The organism is Nocardioides psychrotolerans (assembly GCF_900113685.1).
Classification (GTDB): Bacteria; Actinomycetota; Actinomycetes; order Propionibacteriales; family Nocardioidaceae; genus Nocardioides; species Nocardioides psychrotolerans.
In genome coordinates, this window is the sequence record NZ_FOQG01000015.1 from 93,719 (window position 1) to 115,152 (window position 21,434).

At 70.6% G+C, this 21,434-nt stretch carries 24 protein-coding genes and 1 pseudogene; 11 read left to right on the forward strand and 14 right to left on the reverse strand.

Annotated elements, in window-relative coordinates:
* The first annotated feature begins 46 nt into the window (after positions 1-46).
* Positions 47-283, forward strand: coding sequence for a helix-turn-helix domain-containing protein (locus BM204_RS16995; protein ID WP_091115808.1), 237 nt, complete (start codon positions 47-49; stop codon positions 281-283).
* A 2-nt stretch (positions 284-285) separates the two neighbouring features.
* Here the strand turns inward: BM204_RS16995 and BM204_RS17000 are convergent, their stop codons facing one another.
* Genes BM204_RS17000 through sigE form a run of 3 tightly spaced genes read right to left on the reverse strand, consistent with a single transcriptional unit; the run spans position 286 to position 2,747 of the window.
* Positions 286-1,614 carry a S1C family serine protease gene (locus tag BM204_RS17000; protein ID WP_091115811.1) on the reverse strand — a complete coding sequence of 443 codons (1,329 nt, stop codon included), beginning with the start codon at positions 1,612-1,614 and terminating at the stop codon, positions 286-288.
* Positions 1,615-1,671: 57 nt separating this feature from the next.
* Positions 1,672-2,115: an anti-sigma factor gene (locus BM204_RS22765; protein ID WP_174813037.1), complete on the reverse strand. Its 444-nt coding sequence runs from the start codon at positions 2,113-2,115 to the stop codon at positions 1,672-1,674.
* Positions 2,112-2,747, reverse strand: coding sequence for an RNA polymerase sigma factor SigE (sigE, locus tag BM204_RS17010; RefSeq protein WP_246166433.1), 636 nt, complete (start codon positions 2,745-2,747; stop codon positions 2,112-2,114). The genes BM204_RS22765 and sigE overlap by 4 nt, the downstream gene beginning before the upstream one ends.
* A 215-nt stretch (positions 2,748-2,962) precedes the next feature.
* On the opposite strand from sigE, the gene BM204_RS17015 reads away from it, so the two are divergent.
* The gene (locus BM204_RS17015; protein ID WP_246166435.1) at positions 2,963-3,568 is read left to right on the forward strand and encodes an O-methyltransferase; all 606 of its coding nucleotides are present in this window, start codon (positions 2,963-2,965) and stop codon (positions 3,566-3,568) included.
* Between the two features lie 42 nt (positions 3,569-3,610).
* Here the strand turns inward: BM204_RS17015 and BM204_RS17020 are convergent, their stop codons facing one another.
* Both BM204_RS17020 and BM204_RS17025 read right to left on the reverse strand, forming a co-directional pair.
* On the reverse strand, positions 3,611-5,179 hold the full coding sequence (locus BM204_RS17020; RefSeq protein ID WP_091115818.1) for a leucyl aminopeptidase family protein: 1,569 nt from the start codon (positions 5,177-5,179) through the stop codon (positions 3,611-3,613).
* Positions 5,176-5,343, reverse strand: coding sequence for a DUF3117 domain-containing protein (locus BM204_RS17025; protein ID WP_091115820.1), 168 nt, complete (start codon positions 5,341-5,343; stop codon positions 5,176-5,178). Before BM204_RS17025 ends, BM204_RS17020 begins: the two co-directional genes overlap by 4 nt.
* Positions 5,344-5,469: 126 nt before the next feature.
* Between BM204_RS17025 and BM204_RS17030 the strand changes: the two genes are divergently transcribed.
* Complete coding sequence (locus tag BM204_RS17030; RefSeq protein ID WP_091115823.1) at positions 5,470-6,246, forward strand: PaaX family transcriptional regulator; 777 nt, start codon at positions 5,470-5,472, stop codon at positions 6,244-6,246.
* A gap of 22 nt (positions 6,247-6,268) precedes the next feature.
* Entirely contained in the window at positions 6,269-7,063 is a 795-nt protein-coding gene (locus tag BM204_RS17035; RefSeq protein WP_091115826.1) for an enoyl-CoA hydratase-related protein, read from the forward strand.
* Positions 7,064-7,074: 11 nt separating this feature from the next.
* Here the strand turns inward: BM204_RS17035 and BM204_RS17040 are convergent, their stop codons facing one another.
* Genes BM204_RS17040 through dapE form a run of 5 tightly spaced genes read right to left on the reverse strand, consistent with a single transcriptional unit; the run spans position 7,075 to position 10,442 of the window.
* On the reverse strand, positions 7,075-7,848 hold the full coding sequence (locus BM204_RS17040; protein ID WP_170259247.1) for a M14 family zinc carboxypeptidase: 774 nt from the start codon (positions 7,846-7,848) through the stop codon (positions 7,075-7,077).
* 23 nt (positions 7,849-7,871) lie between these two features.
* Entirely contained in the window at positions 7,872-8,300 is a 429-nt protein-coding gene (locus BM204_RS17045) for a hypothetical protein (protein ID WP_091115832.1), read from the reverse strand.
* Positions 8,301-8,315: 15 nt separating this feature from the next.
* Positions 8,316-8,624: a DivIVA domain-containing protein gene (locus tag BM204_RS17050; protein WP_246166437.1), complete on the reverse strand. Its 309-nt coding sequence runs from the start codon at positions 8,622-8,624 to the stop codon at positions 8,316-8,318.
* Between the two features lie 10 nt (positions 8,625-8,634).
* Positions 8,635-9,363: an LOG family protein gene (locus BM204_RS17055; RefSeq protein ID WP_091115876.1), complete on the reverse strand. Its 729-nt coding sequence runs from the start codon at positions 9,361-9,363 to the stop codon at positions 8,635-8,637.
* Between the two features lie 8 nt (positions 9,364-9,371).
* Positions 9,372-10,442, reverse strand: coding sequence for a succinyl-diaminopimelate desuccinylase (dapE, locus tag BM204_RS17060; RefSeq protein WP_091115833.1), 1,071 nt, complete (start codon positions 10,440-10,442; stop codon positions 9,372-9,374).
* A gap of 164 nt (positions 10,443-10,606) precedes the next feature.
* Here dapE and BM204_RS17065 point away from each other — a divergent pair, with 164 nt between their 5' ends.
* Together BM204_RS17065 and BM204_RS17070 are read left to right on the forward strand one after the other, a co-directional pair.
* Positions 10,607-11,455, forward strand: a complete 849-nt coding sequence (locus tag BM204_RS17065; RefSeq protein WP_091115836.1) for an LLM class F420-dependent oxidoreductase — start codon at positions 10,607-10,609, stop codon at positions 11,453-11,455.
* 117 nt (positions 11,456-11,572) lie between these two features.
* On the forward strand, positions 11,573-13,309 hold the full coding sequence (locus BM204_RS17070; protein WP_091115839.1) for an alpha/beta hydrolase-fold protein: 1,737 nt from the start codon (positions 11,573-11,575) through the stop codon (positions 13,307-13,309).
* A 23-nt stretch (positions 13,310-13,332) separates the two neighbouring features.
* On the opposite strand, the gene ileS is transcribed toward BM204_RS17070, so the two are convergent.
* The 3 genes from ileS to BM204_RS17085 all read right to left on the reverse strand — a co-directional run bounded on the left by ileS (position 13,333) and on the right by BM204_RS17085 (position 17,860).
* Positions 13,333-16,668 (reverse strand): isoleucine--tRNA ligase, encoded by a 3,336-nt coding sequence (gene ileS / locus BM204_RS17075; RefSeq protein ID WP_091115841.1) that lies wholly within the window; start codon positions 16,666-16,668, stop codon positions 13,333-13,335.
* Between the two features lie 230 nt (positions 16,669-16,898).
* Complete coding sequence (locus BM204_RS17080) at positions 16,899-17,516, reverse strand: ATP-binding protein (protein WP_246166439.1); 618 nt, start codon at positions 17,514-17,516, stop codon at positions 16,899-16,901.
* Positions 17,513-17,860: a DNA polymerase ligase N-terminal domain-containing protein gene (locus BM204_RS17085; RefSeq protein WP_091115844.1), complete on the reverse strand. Its 348-nt coding sequence runs from the start codon at positions 17,858-17,860 to the stop codon at positions 17,513-17,515. Before BM204_RS17085 ends, BM204_RS17080 begins: the two co-directional genes overlap by 4 nt.
* Before the next feature lie 31 nt (positions 17,861-17,891).
* Between BM204_RS17085 and BM204_RS22770 the strand changes: the two genes are divergently transcribed.
* The 5 genes and pseudogenes from BM204_RS22770 to BM204_RS17105 form a co-directional block, all read left to right on the forward strand.
* Entirely contained in the window at positions 17,892-18,032 is a 141-nt protein-coding gene (locus BM204_RS22770; RefSeq protein WP_170259248.1) for a PepSY domain-containing protein, read from the forward strand.
* 18 nt (positions 18,033-18,050) lie between these two features.
* Entirely contained in the window at positions 18,051-19,004 is a 954-nt protein-coding gene (dapD, locus tag BM204_RS17090; protein WP_091115847.1) for a 2,3,4,5-tetrahydropyridine-2,6-dicarboxylate N-succinyltransferase, read from the forward strand.
* Between the two features lie 136 nt (positions 19,005-19,140).
* Positions 19,141-19,683: a hypothetical protein gene (locus tag BM204_RS17095; protein WP_091115849.1), complete on the forward strand. Its 543-nt coding sequence runs from the start codon at positions 19,141-19,143 to the stop codon at positions 19,681-19,683.
* Positions 19,680-20,417 carry a hypothetical protein gene (locus tag BM204_RS17100; RefSeq protein WP_091115851.1) on the forward strand — a complete coding sequence of 246 codons (738 nt, stop codon included), beginning with the start codon at positions 19,680-19,682 and terminating at the stop codon, positions 20,415-20,417. The genes BM204_RS17095 and BM204_RS17100 overlap by 4 nt, the downstream gene beginning before the upstream one ends.
* Positions 20,418-20,902: 485 nt before the next feature.
* Positions 20,903-21,107, forward strand: a pseudogene (locus tag BM204_RS17105) (integrase core domain-containing protein); the annotation flags it as partial.
* A 35-nt stretch (positions 21,108-21,142) separates the two neighbouring features.
* Here BM204_RS17105 and BM204_RS17110 read toward each other — a convergent pair.
* Positions 21,143-21,434 (reverse strand): transposase (locus tag BM204_RS17110; RefSeq protein WP_143099667.1); only part of this gene is annotated, 292 nt, incomplete at its 5' end.

The window sequence follows — 21,434 nt, forward strand, 5'->3', positions numbered from 1 at the left end:
GGCGGCTCCCTGTGGAGGAGGTGGCACGAGGTGCGACGATGGGCACATGGTCGCCACGCCCCGCTTCCTCACCCTCACCGACGTCGCCGAGGTGCTCAACACCTCGAGCGCCCAGGTCTACGCGCTGGTGCGTCGCGGCGACCTGCCCGCCATCAAGATCGGTGGCCGCGGTCAGTGGCGCGTCGAGTCGAGCATGCTCGAGGACTACATCGCCCGGATGTACAAGCAGGCCGAGGACTTCGTGGCCCAGCACCCCTTCGTCGACGCGGACACCACCGACTGAGCTCAGCCGGTCTCGCCGTCCAGCGTGATGTCGGTCGTGCGCTCGTCGCCGTCGCGCAGGTAGGTGAACTCGATCGTCTGGCCCGGCTGCCGGGTGCGGATCGACACGATGAGCGCGATGCCGTCGGTGACGCGCTCCCCCTCGACAGCGATGATGACGTCGCCCTTCTCGAGGCCCGCGTCCTCGGCAGGACTGTCGCCGAGCACCTTGGAGATCTCGGCGCCCGTGCCGTCGCGCACCCCGGTCTGCACCTGGGCGCCGATGACGGGATAGCTGGACTCGCCGGTCTTGAGGATCTGGTCGGCGGTGACGATGACCTGCTCGACGGGGATCGCGAAGCCGACCCCGATGTTGCCGGCCTCGCCGCTGAAGGTGCCTCCCCCGGTGGTGGCGATGGCCGAGTTGACGCCCACCACCTGGCCGCGCAGGTCGACGAGGGGACCGCCGGAGTTGCCGGGGTTGATCGCGGCGTCGGTCTGCACCGCGTTGATGTAGGACGACTGGTCGTCGGACTCCCCCGTGGTGACCGGGCGGTTGAGCGAGCTGACGATGCCGGACGTGACCGTGGAGCTGAGCCCCAGCGGCGAGCCGATCGCCACGACGCCCTCGCCGACGCGCAACCGCTTGGACGAGCCGAGCGAGGCGGGCTTCAGCCCGGTCGCGTCCTCGGCGTAGAGCACCGCCAGGTCGTAGACCGGGCTGCGACCCACGACGGTCGCCTCGTAGCGGTTTCCGTCCTGGTCGACGACCTCGATCAGGCCGTCGTCCTCCGCAGCCGACTCGACGACGTGGTTGTTGGTGACGATGTGCCCCTGGCGGTCCAGCACGAAACCTGAGCCGGTGGCGCCACCGTCCTGGCCGTCCAGCGCGGCGGAGATCTGCACGGTGCTGGGCAGCACCTCCTGCGCCACCTTGGCCACCGATCCGGCCGCGTCGTCGGAGAGCGGCGGGAGCGAGACGGTGTCGACGTCCGCGAGACCTCCGGGTGTGGTCCCCGGGGTGTCGGTGCGCAGCTCGTCGTAGGCGACGCTGCCGGCCACCCCGCCGATCACGCCGACCACGAGTGCCACGGAGGCGACGAGCGGCCAGACCCACCCGCTGACCCGCGGCCTGGCCGGGGCCCGGTGGGCGGGCTCGACCGGCATCGGCTGTGTGCCCGGGGGCGGGAAGCCGGCCCAGGGCGCGGGGGGCGGGATCGCCGGCGGCGGAGAGGGCGGCAGCCAGGACGGCGAGACCTGCGGGCCCGGCTGCCCCGGCTGGGCCTGGGGCGCGATGGGCTGGGTGGTCTCGTGGGCGTCGTCCGGGCGCGACGGCTGGTCAGGGTCGTTCACCTCACCATCATCCCCCGTGGGTGGGCATCGGGCGTCGCGGGACCGCCGGGCGCCCGCTCAGGGCAGGTCGCGCCGCGTCGCCCCGCCCAGCGGCGAGGGAACCGGGGTGGTCACCGACGTGACCGGCGTACGACGGTCCAGCGGCGGCGCGTCCGCGGGCGCGGCCCCGAGCGCGAGGACGCCCATGACCGCGGCCCCGACCGCCCCACCGCCGAGGGCGGCCAGGCCGACCGTGCGCCGCGAGCGGTGGGGGTCGTCGCGGGCGATGGAGAGGTAGAGCTCGCCGGGCGTGACGCCGAGCAGGGAGCCCTTGAGGTGCTCAGGAGCCGAGTCGGCGCGATGTGACATGCCGGCCAGGCGGGTCTTGACCCAGCCCTCGTGCTCGACCAGGTCGCGGCACTGGTGACACAGGTGGACGTGGGCCCACGCGCGCTCGGTCTCCTCGGCAGAGAGCTGCCCGTCGAGGAGGGCGGAGATACGCGGGCCGAGATGCCCGATCACGAGGTGCTCCACGCGGCTGCCGGGTCGGGAGCGGGACCGGAGTAGCGGGCCCTCCCGTCGGCGGGCGCGCGGTGCGACAGGGCGGTGCGGAGCATGGCGCGACCGCGGTGGATGCGGGAGCGGACGGTGCCGAGCTTGGCGTCGAGGATGCCGGCGATCTCCTCGTAGGTGAGGCCCTCGACGTCGCAGAGCACGACCGCGGCGCGGAAGTCGGGCGGCAGCGTGGCCAGGGCCCGCTCGATGTCGTCGTCGAAGCGCTGGTCGGCGTAGGCGACGTCGGGAGCCGGCGAGGAGCTGGTGAGCCGGTCGGCGCGCTCGTCGGAGAGGGCGTCGAAGCGGATCCGCTGCTTGCGGCGCGCCTGGTCGAGGAAGAGGTTGGTGGTGATGCGGTGCAGCCAGCCCTCGAAGGTGCCGGGCGTGTAGGTCGACAGCGAGCGGAACACCCGCACGAAGACCTCCTGCGTGAGGTCCTCCGCGTCGTGACGGTTGCCGGTCAGCCGGTAGGCGAGGCGGTAGACGCGATCGGAGTGCTGCTCGACGATCTCGTGCCACGAGGGAACGCCGTTCGTCGTCTCCTGCATCGTGGCTCCCCCGTCGGTGTCCTGCGGCTCTCGTCGCTTGGTGAGTCTCACGCTAGAGGTCCTGTCTGAAGGTTCCCTGTGAAGGCGCCCTGTGCAGGGCATGCCGTGAAGTGGGCTTCACACTCCCAACGGTCGGCGCACGGGCGGTGTTCCCGCTCCCGGGGCCCTGCTGGCGATACGGTGTTGCCCGCTCGATCTTTCGCATCCAGGAGGCTGTCATCACTACCCCGCTCACGCCCGCGAGTTGGTCCTACGCGGAGGCCTTCGTGCCCGAGGACGACGTCCTCGCCGCCGCCCGTGCGCGCGCCGAGGAGGTCGGCGTCACCCCGATCAGCTCCGGCGGGGGTGCCGCTCTGCGTTTCCTGGCCTCGGCCATCGACGCGCGCGCCGTCGTCGAGATCGGCACCGGCACCGGCGTCTCCGGCCTGTGGCTGATGCGCGGCATGCGCTCCGACGGGGTCCTGACCACGGTCGACATCGAGGCCGAGCACCAGCGTCTGGCCAAGGAGTCGTTCCTCGAGGCCGGCTTCCCCAACCAGCGGGTCCGCACGATCGCCGGCTCTGCGCTGGACGTCCTGCCCCGCCTGACCGACGGTCACTACGACCTGGTCTTCTGCGACGGCGACAAGGCGGAGTACGCCGCCTACCTCACCGAGGCGCTGCGGTTGCTGCGCCCCGGCGGCGTGGTGGTCTTCGACAACGCGCTGTGGCACGACCGGGTCGCCGACCCGGCCCGCCGTGACGAGGAGACCGTGACGATCCGCGACCTCGGCAAGACGGTGGCCGAGCACGAGTCGCTGGTCTCGGTCATGCTCCCCGTCGGCGACGGACTGCTGGTCGCCAAGAAGGAGTGGCTCGCCGAGACCGACTGACCCCGGGGAGGCCTGGCGCGTGAGGACGGGCCCCCACGAGCCTCAGCGCACGCCGGCGAGCGGGTCCTCGGAGCCGAGCCAGGCCAGCAGCGCCCGGGCGCCGAAGCCGGTCGGGCCCTTGCTCCACTCGTAGCGGTCGTCGGGCGAGTCGCCCGCCGATGCGACGTCGAGGTGGGCCCAGGGGGTCGAGCCGACGAAGTGCTGGAGGAACAGTGCCGCGGTGATGGCTCCGGCACCTCCGGCAGCGTTGTCGGCGTCCGCGATCTTGGAGGCGAGCTTCTCCTCGTAGCCGGCGTAGAGCGGGAAGCGCCACAGCGGCTCCCCCGCCTTCTCGGCGGCATCGAAGAGCACCGTCGCCAACGCGTCGTCGTTGGCGAAGTAACCGCCGGTGTGCTGGCCGAGGGCCACCTTCATCGCGCCGGTCAGGGTGGCGACGTCGAGGATCACGTCGGGCTCGATCTCCGCGACGGCGTAGGCCAGCGCGTCGGCCATCACCAGGCGCCCCTCGGCGTCGGTGTTGGTGACCTCGCTGGTGCGGCCGCCGTAGTGGCGGATCACGTCACCGGGACGCAGGGAGTTGCCGGAGACGGCGTTCTCCGCGGCCGGCACGAGCCCCACGACGCGCAGGGCGCAGCCGACGTCGGCGAGCGCGGCCATGGCGGCCATGACGACGGCGCCACCGGTCATGTCGCGCTTCATCGTCGACATGGCCTCACCGGGCTTGATCGAGAGACCACCAGTGTCGAAGGTGATGCCCTTGCCGACCAGCACCACGGTCTTCGTCCTGCGATCGGCCCGGGGCGGGGTGTAGTCGAGACGGATCAGTCGCGGCGGCGTGGCCGAGGCCTTGCCGACCCCGACGATCCCGCCGAAGCCGCTGTCGGCGAGCTCCTGCTCGTCCCAGACCCGGAAGCCGAGCCCGGCCGCGGCGGCGAGCTCGGCAGCCTGGTCGGCCAGCCACTGCGGGTTCTTGAGGTTGGACGGCACCGTCGCCAGCATGCGGGCCCGCCAGCCGGCACCGCCGGCCGCGATCGCGCGACCGAGCACGGCCTTCTGCTCGGCGGTGTCGGCGAGGTCGGCGAGCACCACGTGGGGCACCGGCACCGACGCGGGCGGCGTGGAGCGCCACTGGAAGCCGAACGAGCCGAGCATCATCCCGACGACGAAGGCGCTCAGGCCCTCGTCGGGGTCGAGCGCGGGGATGGTGGTGGCCACGGCGGTGCGGTCGTGCACCGCGCGGGCCAGGGTGGCACCGGCGCGGCGGAAGTCGGTGGGGGTCTGCTGTCCGACCCCGACCAGGAGGACCAGCCTCAGGCCGGCGTTGTCGGGCGCCCCCAGCGGCACGGGGACGCTGTGGACCTCCCCGACGGCACCGGTGGCGCGGCTGACCTCGAGGATCCCGAGCAGGTCGAGGTCCAGGACCTCGCCGAGCTCCACCCCACCGGGTCCGAGCAGCACCGATCCGTCACGGTCGAGGTCGTCGTCGGCCGGCAGGACCGGCACGGCGACGACGTCGACCCCGAGGATGGCATGGGGCCGGAGCCCGCTGATCGCAAACTCCGGGGGTGAGACCTGGCTGGGCAGGATGGGAATCGTGGGCGTACTGGTCACCCGACGACGTTCTGGAGGGCCTCGGCGAGCGAGCCGGCTTCCTCGGCGTTGAGCTCCACGACCAGCCGGCCTCCACCCTCGAGCGGAACGCGCATCACGATGCCGCGTCCTTCCTTAGTGACCTCCAGCGGACCGTCGCCCGTCCGCGGCTTCATTGCCGCCATGCGGCACCTCTTCCTGTCCCGATCGAAGCACGCAGGTGACCTGCCGCTCTCTGCCTGATGACGCTGAGGTCCATTATCCCCTATCGAGGGAGTGATCGGGACCACAGCCCTGGCAGACTCGCCGCCATGCACGCACGGTCGGCACTCTTCGACCTCTACGGCGACCACCTCGAGGCCCGCGACGGCCAGGCACCGGTCGCCTCCCTGGTGCGCCTGCTGGACGCCGTCGGCATCGCCGCTCCGGCCGTGCGCACCGCGATCTCCCGCATGGTCGCGCAGGGCTGGCTGGAGCCCGCCACCATCGGCGGCGCCCGCGGCTACTACGCGACGGAGCAGGCCACCAGCCACCTCGCCGACGCCGCGGACCGCGTCTACCGCCGCACCGCGCGCCCTTGGGACGGCAGCTGGCAGCTCGTGCTCGTCGAGGTCCCCTCGGGTCGGGCGACGCGAAGCCGCCTCAACGCCGACCTCACCTTCCTCGGCTACGCCGAGCTCACCGACCGGGTGTGGGTCAGCCCCTTCCCCCGCAGCCAGCTGTCCTCGGTGCTGACCCGCGCGGGCGCGACCGCCCGGACCGCCCGAGCGCTCGACGTCGACCCCCCGCCCATCTCGGCCTGGGACCTCGACGCCCTGCGAGCGGCGTACGACGAGTGGCTGGGCAGTGCGCCCGACCTGCTGCGACGCCACCTGGCCGCGCACGCAGATCCCGAGGAGGCGGCGTTCGCGGCGCGCTTCCACCTCGTCCACGGCTGGCGGAAGTTCCTCTTCGCCGACCCGGGCCTGCCCGACGAGCTGCTTGCCCACGACTGGCCCGGGCGCTCGGCGGCCGAGGTGTTCGCCCGTGAGGCCGAGCGGCTCAAGCCGGCGTCCGACCGGTTCGTGGTCCGCTGCCTCGACGGGTGAGGTCAGTGCGAGACTGACCGGCATGACTGATGCTCCCGTGCTCCTGGACGTCACCGACGGCGTCGCCACCATCACGCTCAACCGCCCCGACGCGATGAACAGCCTCGACATCGCGACCAAGGTGCTGCTGCGCGAGATCGTGCAGACCGTCGCCGAGGACCCCGCCGCGCGCTGCGTCGTGCTGACCGGCACCGGGCGGGCGTTCTGCACCGGCCAGGACCTCAAGGAGCACATCGGCCTGCTCGACAACGGCGGCAGCGAGCAGCTGTTCAACACCGTGGACGCGCACTACAACCCGATCGTCACCGCGCTGGCCGGGATGGCCAAGCCGGTCATCGCCGCGGTCAACGGGGTCGCCGCCGGTGCCGGCGCAAGCCTCGCCTTCGCGTGCGACCTGCGCATCGTCGCCGACACCGCCGGCTTCAACCTCGCCTTCGCCAACGTCGCGCTCTCCTGCGACACCGGCGCCAGCTATCACCTGCCCCAGCTCGTCGGGCACGCCAAGGCGATCGAGCTGCTCTACTTCCCCCGCACCATCAAGGCCGAGGAGTCCTTGTCGCTCGGGCTGGCCACGCGTGTCGTGCCGGCCGACGACCTCGCCACCGAGGTTGCCGCGCTGGCCACCAGGCTGGCGACCGGGCCGACCGTCGCGCTCGGGGCGATGCGCCGCTCGGTGGCCTACGCGTCGGGCCACACGTTCGTCGAGGCGTTGGAGTTCGAGAGCTCGATGATGCAGCTCTCCGGCGCCACCGCCGACCACGGCGCTGCGGTGGCGGCGTTCGTCGCCAAGGAGAAGCCGGTCTTCGAGGGCCGCTGAGCCGTCGGCCGTCAGCCGCGGGCGGGCTCCAGGCTCTGCGGCCCGCGATAGGCGCCGAAGACGGACAGCACCTGGTCGGGCGCGATCTTGGTCATGCGCTTGCGCGAGGGGCTGGCGCCGTACTCCACGGTCAGGGCGTTGCCCTGGAAGCCATGGTTGAACCACCCCGTCATGGTGCCGTGGCAGACGCCACCGCAGTCGAGCGTGCGGCGGGGCAGGTCGAGCTTGCGGGCCACCAGCCGAGCGAAGGCCGGCCGCTTGGTCGCGGTGTCGACACCGAGCAAGGGCTGGTGGAAGCTCAGGACTCGCTCGGGCCGCACGTCACGCAGGAAGCCCATCATCGCGCGGGTCTCGGGCTCCGAGGCCGGCTCGGGGCCCGACTCGTAGTTGCCGTCGAGGTCTTTCCAGCCATAGGGGAAGTTGCGGTTGAGGTCCACGCCGCGGGCATTCTTGCGGCTGCCGCGCACCAGGCCGTCGGGGTTGTAGGTCGGGACCACCCACACGTCGATGCCGTGCAGGGGCGCGCCGTCTCGCAACGTCTCGAGGATGCGGCGGGTGGCGGGCTCGTTGCCGTGCATCGTCGAGATGAGTACGACGGTCGGAACGTCCTCGACGTCCGGCTCACCGAGGTGCCAGGCGACGATCGGACGACCGCGGACGGACTCTCCGATGACGCGCTTCTCGATCACCGCGGGGCGTGCAGCTTTCGCCGTTTCCAGCGGCGCAGCACCGGCGCCTGGAGAGGGAGCGAGCAGACCGGACGCCAGGACCAGAGCGGTCACCATCACGCCGATCCTGGGACCACGCCTCATGTCGGAGGTGCGGCGTAGAAGTAGGTGAAGACCATGACCCCGACGAGCATGCCGACGTGGGCGAGAACCGACAGGCCGGGCCCTTCGGACCAGGTGTCCTCGGTGCCGCTGGCGGCGTGCTTGCCACGGCTGGGCAGCCAGCGCACCAGGATCAGCAGACCGGCGACGACCACGACCCACCACAGTGCGAGCGCGACGATCCCCACGACCCCGGCGGTGTTGTCGCTGAGCGAGCCCCCGGCGACGAGGAAGACCAGCCAGACCACGAGTGCCGTGGCGCCGCTGCCGGTGTGGACGTTGAGCAGCAGGCGGCCGACGTGGAGCCGGCCGGCGGCGCCGTCGTCACGGCCGAGTCGCAGGCGCGTCAGGACGATGACCAGAGCCGCCAGGGCGGTCAGGACGTAGACGATGACCTCGGTCGACACGGTGGGCAGTGTGCCCTACGGGGCGGGGTCGCCGCCACGAGCCCCGCGGACGGGGTCGTCATCGGTCTGCTCGGCGCGGTCGGTGTCGTCGCGCTCGGTGGCCAACCGGTCGAGCAGCGCGTCGACCTCGGACATCCGGTATCCACGGAACGCCAGCGAGAACCTCACGCGGCGCAGGTCCTCGCTCCCGAGCGGGCCCTCGCTCGAGGCGAGCGGTGACGGGCGGTCGTCGTACAACGGCTGGAGGGGGGTGCCACGACCAGCGGCGACCATCGCGACCCCGCCCATGGCGAGCACGATCAGGATGGCGAAGACCCACATCATGGCCGGCTCCTCACGCCTGGGCTCCGCTGGCCTGCGGCCTGGCGTCGACCATGATCCGCACGGCCTCCTCGACGTCGTCGGTGAGGACGAGCCGGTCGAGGTCGCCCTGGGAGATCTTGCCGTCGGCGAGCACGGTGTCGCGCAGCCAGTCGAGCAGGCCCGACCAGTAGTCGACGCCGATCAGCACGACCGGGAACGCCGTGATCTTCTGCGTCTGCGCGAGCGTCAGCGCCTCGAACATCTCGTCGAGGGTGCCGAGGCCTCCGGGCAGGACGATGAAGCCCTGGGAGTACTTCACGAACATGGTCTTGCGGGCGAAGAAGTAGCGGAAGTTGATGCCGACGTCCACCCACTCGTTGAGGCCGGTCTCGAACGGCAGCTCGATGCCGAGCCCGACGCTGACGCCACCGGCCTCGCAGGCGCCCTTGTTGGCGGCCTCCATCGCACCCGGCCCGCCGCCGGTCATGACGGCGAAGCCCTCCTCGACGAGGCGACGACCCACCACCTCCGCGATCGCGTACGACGGGTGGTCGGCCGCGGTGCGCGCGGAGCCGAAGACACCGATCGCCGGCCCGAGCTCGGCCAGTGCCCCGAAGCCCTCGACGAACTCGGCCTGGATGCGCAGCACCCGCCAGGGGTCGGTGTGGACCCAGTCGCTGGGGCCGCGGGAGTCGAGCAGGCGCTGGTCGGTCGTGGTGCCGTCGACCTGGTCGCGGCGCTGCATGACAGGGCCCTTCATCTTGGACTTCACGAGGCTCCTCCCAGCCACTGCGTCAGCGCGCGCTCGCAGCTGCGGATCTGGTCGACGGGCACGTGCTCCTCCTGCTTGTGCGCCAGCATCGGGTCGCCGGGGCCGAAGTTGACCGCCGGCACGCCGAGTGCGGTGAAGCGGGCGACGTCGGTCCAGCCGAACTTCGGGTTGACCTCACCGCCCACGGCGTCGATGAACGCCTTGGCAGCCGGCCGGTCCAGCCCCGGGAGCGCGCCGGGCGCCATGTCGGTGAGCGTGACCTCGAAGCCGTCGAAGAAGTCGCGGACGAACGCCTCGGCCTCCTCCTCCGAACGGTCCGGCGCGAAGCGGAAGTTGACCTCGACCACGCACTCGTCGGGCAGCACGTTGCCTGCGACGCCGCCACGGACGAACACCGCGTTGAGTCCCTCGTGATATTCCAGCCCGTCGATCACGGGCCTCCGCGCCTCGTAGGTGTTGAGGCGAGCGAGGATCTCGGCCGCCTTGTGGATCGCGTTGACGCCCTTCCAGCTGCGCGCGGAGTGGGCCCGCTCGCCCGTCGTACGGACGTCCACGCGGAGCGTGCCCTGGCAGCCCGCTTCGACGACGCCGTTCGAGGGCTCCATCAGGATCGCGAAGTCGGCGGTCATGAGCTCGGGGTCGCTCTGGCTGAGGTGGTGGAGGCCGTTGAACTCGGTGTCGATCTCCTCGCCCTCGTAGAGGATGAAGGTCAGGTCGCGGTCGGGCCGGGTGATGGTCTGGGCCAGACGCAGGATGACCGCGTCACCACCCTTCATGTCGCACGTGCCGAGCCCGTGCAGCAGCCCGGTCGCCTCGTCGAGGCGGCTCGGGAGGTTGTCGTTGAGCGGCACGGTGTCGAGGTGGCCGGCGATCACGACGCGCTCGGCGTGGCCGAGCTCGGTGCGTGCCACGACGGTGTTGCCGCGCCGGATGACGGTGAGGTGCTCGAGCGGGGTCAGTGCGGCCTCCACCGCGTCGGCGATGGCTTGCTCGTCCCTGCTCACCGACTCGATGTCGACGAGCTGCTGGGTGAGGGTGACGGCGTCAGCGGTGAGGTCGAGGTGCACGGCGCCAGTCAACCAGCCGGGGGGTGGCCGGCCGGGTGCATGAGTACCCGGATGTCCGGGGACTCCTGCACTTGAGGGGTGTTGCAACCCCCCTCAAGTGACCGACTCGCCCGCCAAGTCCGCCGCCACTTCCCCGAAACTGAAACACGTTCTAGTCTTCAGCCATGCGCAACGGACTCGTCCTCTTCACCTCCGACCGCGGGATCACCCCCGCCGAGCTGGCCGTGGCCGCTGAGGAGCGTGGGTTCGACACGATCTACGTGCCCGAGCACACCCACATTCCCGTACGACGGGACGCGGCGCACCCGACCGGCGGCGAGACGCTGCCGGACGACCGCTACACCCGTACCCTCGACCCGTGGATCTCGCTGGCCACCTGCGCCGCGGTGACGAGCCGGATCCGGCTGTCGACCGCGGTCGCGCTGCCCGTGGAGTCCGACCCGATCACGCTGGCCAAGCAGATCGCGACGCTCGACCACCTCTCCGGCGGCCGCGTCACGATCGGCGCCGGTTTCGGGTGGAACACCGACGAGCTCGAGGACCACCACGTGCCGCCCGCCAAGCGGCGTACGGTCCTGCGTGAGTACGTCGAGGCGATGCGCTCGCTGTGGACCGAGGAGGAGGCGTCCTACGCCGGGGAGTTCGTCAGCTTCGGCAAGTCGTGGGCCTACCCCAAGCCCGTGCAGCCCCACATCCCGCTGGTCATCGGCGCCGGCGGCGGGCCCAAGACGTTCGAGTGGATCGCCCGCACGGCCGACGGCTGGATGACGACCCCGGTCGAGAAGGACATCAGTGGCAAGGCCGACGCGCTGCGCGAGGCGTGGTCCGCCGCCGATCGCGCGGGCGCGCCGGAGATCCACGTGCTCATCGCGATGCGGCCCTCCCCCGAGGACCTCGCGTCCTGGGCCGAGGCCGGCGCGACCGACCTGATCTGGGGCGTGCCGGACAAGTCGCGCGACGAGGTGCTGGTCTACCTCGACAAGCTGGCGGGGCGGATCGGGCTCACCGGCTGAGCGACCGGCTGACCGACCGCCAGCACCGGGCGAGTCGGTGCGTCCAGACGAACAGGTTCGATCACGAGACGCGTTTAAATCTGTGCAGAACTGTTTGTTTCGCCTAGCCTCGCTCTCATGTGGCGCTCCTCACACGTGACCTTCTCCCTGCTCGTCGCCGGGATGCTCACCGCTTCCCTCGTGGACGTCGCCGCGTCCCAGGCCGGTCCGACGTCCGGCCCACCGTCCGCGACCGCCCCTGCCACCACGCAGGACTTCGCGCTCGACCTCGCCGGGGACTCGTGGCGGCTCAAGACCGGCGACAACGTCGCCTGGTCCCGGCCCGGCTTCGACGACTCGGGCTGGGAGACCGCCCAGGTGCCGCAGGAGGGTGGGCAACCGGTCTTCGCCAACTACGACGGCTACGCATGGTTCCGACTGGAGTTCACGCTCCCGGCGTCGGCCCAGGGAACACCCCTCGTGGCCGCGTTGGGGGGCATCGACGACGCGGACGTGACCTACCTCAACGGTCAACGGATCGGGAGCACGGGCACGTTCCCTCCTGACGACGACAGCCAGTGGTTCGAGCAACGGCTCTACCCCGTGCCGGCGTCGGTTCCGCGCTACGGGGCCACGAACGTGCTGGCCGTGCGGATGAACGACTTCACCGGAGGAGGCGGCTGGTACGCCGGCCCCGTCGGCCTCTACTCCAAGGCGGCCCTGAGGGAGACCTTCTACGGCCTCCAGGCCACCCCGGCGAGCCGGTCCGAGCGCAGCTCCGTGCTCCGGGTCATGCGCCGACAGGCCGACGCCATCCGGGCCGGTCGGTGGGCCACCTACCGCGGCAGCCTCGCCGCTCGCTTCTTCCACGACGGGGACACCCGCCAGCGACGCGTGTCGGACCTCAGGTCGCTGAGTCGTCGCTTCGGCCCCCTGCGCGTCCGTGACACGGAGGTGCAGGTGCTTCGCGACCGTCGGTCGGGTGCGCTCATCGCAGACACCAACCGCTCGATCGTCGGGCAGGACGGCTCCGGCACCAAAGTCGTGGCCGAGGTGTCGCAGGAGTTCCTCTACTTCTCCCGGAACCCCGCGACGGGGGCCCTGCGCGAGCGTGGCAACCGATCGCGCTACTTCCTGGACTCGGTCCGGTCCAAGCTCGAAGGGCGGGAGCGGGACTTCGCCGTCTACCTGCCGCCCTCCTACGTCAGCCACCCGCGGCGGCGCTATCCCACCATCTACCTGCTGCACGGGATCAACGGCGGCGCCGCCGAGTGGGCGACGCGTGACATCCAGGGACGCATCGACCGGCTCGTGCGTCGGCGTGACCTCGCAGAGGCGATCGTGGTGATGCCCGACGCGGAGTCGCTCTGGTACGTCGACTCCTCGCAGTCGCCCTACCGCTCCATGTTCATCAAGGAGATGCTGCCGCTCGTCGACCGGGCCTATCGCACTCGCGACCGCCGCGGCATGCGAGGACTGACGGGGGTCTCGATGGGAGGCCACGGTGCGTTCACCATCGGGTGGGCCCACCCCGGGCTCTTCTCCTCCATCGCCTCCCACATGGGTGCCCTCGACCTACCGCCGCTGGCCGGCACTCCCGATGAGGTCGCGAGCCACTCCGACCAGACACCGACGATCCAGGTCACCGGACGCTCCTCGCAGTTCCTCTCCCGCTACCGGTACTTCTTCGATGCCTGTCAGGACGACGACTTCGACTTCGACGACGCGGTCCGCGTCATGGATGCTGAGCTCACCGCCAAGGGCGTCGAGCACAGCAGCGTCGTCTACCCGCGTGGTCGCCACAACGACGCGTGCTGGGTGCCGCACCTCTACGCCTCCTTCAAGCTGCACTCGGACAACTTCCGGGACCGCTGACCCGCACGACCCGCGCAGCACGCTCAGGCCCTCGCCACCACCACGGTCGCCTTCTCGCCCTCACCGACCACCACGTCAGCGCCACCAACGCCACCGACATCGCCGGCTCCGCCGCGCACGTCGTACGACGTCGCGAGGGTCTCGCTGGTGATCAGCTGCTCGTGGGTGCGGGCCGCCTCCTGGACGAGCGTCGAGCCGACGACGGTCAGCGCGATGCGGTCGGAGACGTCGAGGCCGGCGTCGCGGCGGGCCTGCTGGATCGCGCGCACCAGGTCGCGGGCGAGCCCCTCGGCGGCCAGCTCGGGCGTCACCGCGGTGTCGAGCACGACGAAGCCACCGCTGGGCAGCACACCGGTGGCGGTGTCGGCGTCGGCCGACCCGGCGACGGTCTCCAGGGCGAACTCGCCCTCGACCAGCGCCAGCCCACCGGCCGTGACGGTGCCGTCCTCGGCCACGGTCCAGTCGCCCGACTTGGACCCCTTGATCGCGAGCTGCACGTCCTTGCCCAGGCGGGGACCGGCGGCGCGGGCGTTGACGGTCAGCTTCTGCTCGACGCCGTAGGAGGCCGCCTCGTCGGAGTCGACGCCCAGCAGCCGCACGGTCTTGACGTTGACCTCGTCGGCGATGATCGACTCGAAGCCGGCGAGCGCAGCCGGGTCGTCCACGACGACGGTCAGCGTCGAGAGCGGCAGCCGGTTGCGCAGGCTGCCTGCCTTGCGCAACGCCGAGGTCGCGGAGCAGACCTCGCGCACCTGGTCCATCGCCGCCACGAGGGCGTCGTCGGCCGGCAGGTCGCCGGCGAGCGGCCAGTCGGCGAGGTGCACCGAGCGAGCGCCGGTCAGGCCGCGCCAGACCTCCTCGGTCGTCAGCGGCATCAGCGGTGCGGTCGCACGGCAGACGACCTCGAGCACGGTGTAGAGCGTGTCGAACGCCCCCGTGTGCCGGTCGGCGTCGTCGCTCCAGAATCGCGTGCGTGAGCGCCGGATGTACCAGTTGGTGAGGACGTCGAGGAACGATCGGGTCGTGTCGCAGGCGTCGGCCACGGCATAGTCGTCGAGCTGCGCGGTCATCGACTGGACGTACTGGCGGCACTTCGCCAGCAGGTAGCGGTCCAGCGGGTCCTGCGAGGCCGTCGACCACTGCGCGTCGTACCCGGCCCCGCCGTTCGCCCCGGCCCCGCCGTTCGCGGCATTCGCGGCGTTGGCGTAGAGCTGGAAGAAGTACCAGCTGTTCCACAGCGGGATCATCACCTGGCGCACCGAGTCGCGGATGCCCTGCTCGGTGACGACGAGGTTGCCGCCGCGCAGGATCGAGCTCGACATGAGGAACCAGCGCATCGCGTCGGCCCCGTCGCGGTCGAAGACCTCGGAGACGTCGGGGTAGTTGCGCAGCGACTTCGACATCTTGTTGCCGTCGGAGCCGAGCACGATGCCGTGGCTGATGCAGGACTTGAACGCAGGCTTGTCGAAGATCGCGGCGGCCAGGACGTGCATGGTGTAGAACCAGCCGCGGGTCTGGCCGATGTACTCGACGATGAAGTCGCCGGGGAAGTGCCCCTGCTTCTCGGCGGTACCGTCGAACCACTCGGCGTTCTCGAACGGGTAGTGCACCTGGGCGAAGCTCATCGACCCCGAGTCGAACCACACGTCGAGCACGTCGTCGACGCGCCGCATCGACGACTGCCCCTCCTCGGGCGTGCGCGGGTCGTCGGGGTTGGGGCGCACCAGGTCGTCGACGTACGGGCGGTGCAGGTCGGGCACGCCGTCACCCTTCCCTGGCAGGCGTCCGAAGTCGCGCTCGATCTCCTCGAAGCTGCCGTAGACGTCGATGCGCGGGTAGGCCGGGTCGTCGCTCTTCCAGACCGGCACCGGGGAGCCCCAGAAGCGGTTGCGGGTGATCGACCAGTCGCGGGCGTTCTCCAGCCACTTGCCGAACTGGCCGTCCTGGATGTGGTCGGGGACCCAGCGGATCTCCTGGTTGAGCTCGAGCATCCGCTGCTTGACCGCGGTCACCTCGACGAACCACGACGAGACGCCCTTGTAGATCAGGGGCTCGCGGCAGCGCCAGCAGTGCGGGTACGAGTGGTCGTAGGTCTCGCGGCGCAGCAGAACGGTGCCGGGCGTGACGGAGCCCGTCCTGCCCTCGCCCGACGTGGCGTTGCGGAGGTGCTCGATGACCTCCAGGTTGGCGTCGAAGACCAGCAGGCCTTCGTAGTCGACGACCGGGTGGGTGAACTTCCCGTCCTTGCCGACCGGCATGACCGCCTCGATGCCCTCGCGGTCGGTGACCACCTTGTCGTCCTCACCGAAGGCGCCGGCGGTGTGCACCAGCCCGGTGCCGTCGGTGGTCGTGACGAACTCGGCAGCCACGACACGGAACGCGTTCTCGTGGCCGAGGTAGTAGGAGAACGGCGGGGTGTAGGTGAGCCCCACCAGGTCGGCGCCGACGCCGCGCCACGTCACCTCGGGCTCGTCCCCGAGCTCACGCGCGTACGACGCCAGGCGGGCGTCGGCGATCAGGTAGCGGGTGCTCGCCCCCGAGTCCGACACCGTCTCGACGACCACGTAGTCGATGTCGTCACCGACCATGACCGCGAGGTTGGACGGCAGCGTCCACGGGGTCGTCGTCCAGACGAGGAGCTTGACGCCTTGGAGGCTCTGCCCGTTGACGGGGTCCGGCGTCGTGACGTCGTACCCCACGGTGACAGCCGGGTCCTGACGGTTCTGGTAGACGTCGTCGTCCATGCGCAGCTCGTGGTTGGACAGCGGCGTCTCGTCGTTCCAGCAGTAGGGCAGCACGCGGAAGCCCTCGTAGACCAGGCCCTTCTCGTGCAGCTGCTTGAAGGCCCAGATGACCGACTCCATGTAGTCGGGGTTCATCGTGCGGTAGTCGTGGTCGAAGTCGACCCAGCGCGCCTGGCGGGTGACGTAGTCGCGCCACTCGCCGGTGTACTTCATGACCGACTCGCGGCAGGCCTCGTTGAACTCGGCGATGCCCATCTCGACGATCTCGTCGGTGGTCTTGATGCCGTTGAGGCGCATGGCCTCCAGCTCCGCAGGCAGACCGTGGGTGTCCCAGCCGAAGCGGCGCTCGACCTTGCGTCCGCGCATGGTCTGGTAGCGCGGGATCAGGTCCTTGACGTAGCCGGTCAGCAGGTGGCCGTAGTGCGGCAGCCCGTTGGCGAACGGAGGTCCGTCATAGAAGACGAACTCGTTGGAGGCGTCGTCCCCTGCGTCACGCTGGTCGATGCTCGCCTGGAAGGTCCCGTCCTGCGCCCAGAAGTCGAGGATGCGCTCCTCGATCTCGGGGAAGCGAGGGTTCGACGGCACGGCGTCGGCGCCGGTCTTCGGGTAGGTCATCTTCGGGCTCCTGCGCTCGTCGGGTCTGGCTCGACGAGGACGACTGGGGAGCCGCGGTACCACCTCGATTGCCGTCCCAGGTGCAGGACGACCACTCGTTCACGGCTGTGACGGGCCTACCCGTCCGGGTCTAGTGAGCACTCGCGTGCCGTTCTTCCGGAGGCTCACCGCTGATGACGGCTCAGACGCCTGTGCTCACAGCGTACGGCGGCGCTCGTCGCGCGCGCGAATCAGTTGCCGTCGTCGAGGCTCGCCCGCCAGGCGAGCACCTGCTCTGCGACCTGGTCGGGGCTGAGGTCGGTGTTGTCGAGCCGCAGGTGGGCGAAGTCGCGCAGCACGGTGTCGGCGGGGGTGGTCGGGTCGTCGGGGTCGGTGTTGAGCCGCTGGGTGGCGTGGGACTCGCGCACGTGGGCGTCGGACCAGACCAGGTCCGCCTTGGTGGGCTTGGCCGCGACCCGGTCCGGCTGGACGTTGCGGACCAGCCGCGTCTCCAGCCCCGCGTAGAGCTCGACGAACGTGATCCGCAGCCCGCGGTCGACGTACGGCGTGAGGTAGCGACGCACGGTGGCGGCGTCGTCGGGGTCCTCGACCGGCCAGACGAAGGTGAAGACGAGCCGCACACCGTGCTCGGCGGCCGCCTCGATCACCCGGACGCGCAGGTCGTCCTTGAGGGCCTCGAAGGCCGGGCTGGCGAAGCCGAACACGTCGGCGAGCGGCTCGATCACGTGGTGGTTGTGGAAGAGCCGGAAGTCGCTCGCGGCGCAGATCGCCCGCCCCACCGTCATCTTGCCGACCGCGGGCGGGCCGATGACGACCATCAGCTCGCCGGCGTCCTGAGCGCTGTTCACGGCTGCTCCTTCGTAAGGTGGACCAACCAGTCGCGGCCGGTGTCGATGAGCGCGTAGCGACGCGCGCCGGCGGTCCCGTGCAGCTCGATGAGCGACCGCTTGTCGGTGCGGTCGAGCAGCTCCCACCAGCCGTGGTCGGCGATCTCCTTGTGCTCGTCGGTGTAGGTCGCGTGGTCGAGGTCGTGGTCGTCGACGGCCACCGCGAGCCGGTCGTGCTGCGAGCTGGTGGGCAGGCCCTTGGGCACCGCCCAGCTGCGAAGGACGCCGTGCTCCTCGAGCCGCAGGTCGAAGTGGTGGCGGGGGCGGTGGTGCTCGTGCAGGACGAAGACGGGGCGGACGCTCACAGCCCCATGCTGCCCCACCCGCGCCACACCTTTGCCTGCCCTTGACGACCTGGACTACGACGACGGCATCGCGACCTGGGACGTCCAGCTCGGCGAGGACACCGCCTCCGAGCAGACCGTCACCATCGACGCGGTCACCGGCGAGGTCCTGCGCACCGAGCTCGACGACTGAGCCCTAGGGTGGGGTCCCGTGACTGAGACTCCCGCTGCCCTCGCCGCTTGGGGCCACGGCCTCGCCACCCTCGACGCGTCCGACGCGGTGCTCGACGTCTGGTTCCCGACCCCGGCCCTCGGGTCCGCCGGCGACGCCCAGGCCCCGGCCTCGCTCACTGCCCTGGAGGGCGACGACGAGGCGCGCGACGTACGACGTGAGGTGCGGCTCGTCGAGATCGCCGACCTGTCGGCTGCTCCCACGAGCACCGCGGACGTCTGGCTGCGCCTGCACCTGCTGTCGTCGCGGCTCGTTGTGCCGCACACGATCTCCATGGACGGCGTCTTCGGGCTGCTGACCAACGTCGTGTGGACCTCGGCCGGCCCCTGCGCCGTCGAGGGGTTCGAGCTCACGCGCGGGCGGCTGCGCGCGACCGGCGTGCACGTCACAGTCTTCGGGGTCGACAAGTTCCCCCGGATGGTCGACTACGTGCTGCCGTCGGGCGTGCGGATCGCCGACGCCGACCGCGTGCGCCTCGGCGCCCACCTCGCGTCGGGCACGACCGTCATGCACGAGGGCTTCGTCAACTTCAACGCCGGCACGCTCGGCGCCTCGATGGTCGAGGGCCGCATCTCCGCCGGCGTCCTGGTCGGCGACGGCTCCGACGTCGGCGGCGGCGCCTCGATCATGGGCACGCTGTCGGGCGGCGGCAAGACCGTCATCTCGATCGGCGAGCGGTGCCTGCTGGGCGCCAACGCCGGCATCGGGATCTCGCTCGGCGACGACTGCGTGGTCGAGGCAGGCTGCTACGTCACGGCCGGCACCAAGGTCACGCTGGCCGACCTAGACGGCAAGCCGAAGGTCGTCAAGGCCAGCGAGCTGTCCGGCGCCAGCAACGTGCTCTTCCGCCGCAACTCGGTCTCCGGTGCGATCGAGGCCGTGCCGTGGAAGGGCGACGGCATCGCCCTCAACGCGGCGCTCCACGCCAACTGAGGTTGTCCCTCACCTCGTCCGTCTCGTCCTCCACAGGGGTCACGGAGGGGGTTCCACGGGCGTGTGAACGTGGGTACGGTCCCTTCTGTCGCGCTTTGCTGGTTCGGGCGCGGGATTCTCGGGAAGGGCCTGCGCCATGAGTCGTGTCGGTCGGTGTGTTGCCGTCGCTCTCCTCGGCGCGCTCCTCGTCGGCTGCTCCGACGACGAACCGCGGCCGAAGATGGCGCCGACGCAGTCAGCAGCGCCGACGACCTCGTCCTCCGTTGACCCCACCCCGACCGAGCCGCCTCCCGAGGTTCTGGGACCTGAGGACACTGTCCGGGCCTGGGTTGCTGCGCGCAACGAGACGGTCCAGAGCGGGGACTCCGACGCGGTCTATACGTTGAGCGCTACTGACTGCGCCACTTGTCGCGATTCCGTCGAGCCGGTCAGGGATGTCTACGTCGCGGGCGGGCGCTACGAGACATTCGGTTGGCGGATCGCCGCCCTGAAGCTGGACGACAAGTCCGCTTCCTCATCACCTGCCGTGAACGTCGGGCTTGTCTACTCGGCGGGACGAACGTTCCCTGACGCTTCGGCCGAACCGATCCTCTACGACACGGAGCGACACATCGTCACCTTCCGGTTGGCCCGGGAAGCCGGGGTCTGGAAGGTCCACGAGTTGGTGTACCGCTCATGATCGTCAGGCTTGCCATCTTCGTGGGGCTGGTCATGACGTTCCTCGTCGCGGACGCTCGGCCCGCCGCTGCAGGGTGCCAGCTCATCGAGCATGTCACCTACGTGCAGGGATCAGTGCAGGTCAACAGTCACGAGGTGTGCTCACCACAAGCGAGCCAGGGCGCGTCTTCCGCCCCTTCCGTCACTGTGCCCAACATCGAGGACGAGGTCTGCATCAGCATCGCTGCCGCGCTCGACTTGACCTACATGCCGTACTGCTTCCTCGGGGGTGGGGACCAGGCCGTCCCCGCACAGGTCACACCGGGGCTGGTCTCGGCAGCCCTGCGCCGCATTCCACTTCCGGCCAGCGTGCTGGTGGTGCAGCCGCCGAACGGTCGGACCCTGGTGAACTTCGCGACCAACTTCTACACCGACACCCAGGAGCTCACCCGCACGATCACCCTGCTCGGCCAGCGGGTCGACCTGCGGATCACGCCGGCCTCCTACGGATGGCGCTTCGGCGACGGTGAGTCCGCTTCGACGACCACACCGGGTGCGGCCTACCCCGACCTCCAGGTCACCCACGACTACCTCTCCGCAGGAGGCGTGGCCCCGGCAGTGGACACGACCTACACCGCCGACTTCCGCGTCAATGCCGGCGCGTGGCGCCCGGTGCCCGGCACGGTCACGATCCCGGGCGCGACCATGCCGCTCGAGGTCGTCGAGGCGACGCCCACCCTGGTCGGCTACCGCTGACCCCTCGACCGCGATCTGTCGAACACCCCCTCCAAGTCGTGGCTGAACGCCCGACGAACGCGACCGCGCCCCGCGCGGTCGCTGGTCGCTGGTCGCTCAGCAGCGCGGTGGATTGGGCACCCCAGGACCAGATTCACCGCAGCCCTAGTGAGATCCGCCAAGGCCTCACGGTGGTCGAGCGGTCCCCTGCGACAAGGGAGGACCCCAAGCGTCACTGGTGCGTGTGATCCTCCCCGGTCGCGACGGAGCAAGGAAGCGTCGGGCCGCATCAACGGCATCGGCATGCTGGTGCGCGGCTGTCGGTGCTCACTCCCCCTGGTGAAGGGGACTTTCCGCCCGGGGTGGTGCGTGATCGTGTAGTCGGGGTGATGCGAGGTGGTGATGTCGCGAGCACAACAGGCGCCGCTGACACCGACCAAGGTCCCGGTGTCGAGCTGGGCTGCCTTCAGCCCGCCCATCGACGTCTCCTGCTCCATCGGGACCACGGTCTCTACAAGGCCGAGTGCCTACGCACCACCGTCTTCCACGACGGCCCCTACAAGACCATCGCCGACGTCGAGTACGCCACCGCCGGCTGGGTCGACTGGTCACAACAACCGCAGGCTCCACTCGACCCTGGGAAACGTCCCACCAGTCGAGTACGAGCAAGCCCACGACGCTGCCCTCAACCGAGAGCCGCCACTCGTATAGGAACGGCCGAGAACCTGGGATGCTTCTATGTGCTGTCAAGCGGCCGAAGCAGGTCGGTCGGGAGCAGCCGCGGCGTTGAGGGTCCGGTAGATCTGGCGGGTGGTGTAGCGCTTGAGACAGCGTCGGATCTCTCGGCCGGTTTTGCCCTCCGCGGTGCGCCGGGCGACGTAGTCGCGGGTGGCTGGGTCGGTGCGCATGCGAGTGAGCACGACGGTGTTCAGGGCCCAGTTCAGGCGCCGGTCGCCGCCGCGGTTGAGCCGGTGGCGCACGGTGTTGCCTGAGGACGCTGGGATGGGGCAGGTGCCGGCGATCTGGGCCAGGGCAGCC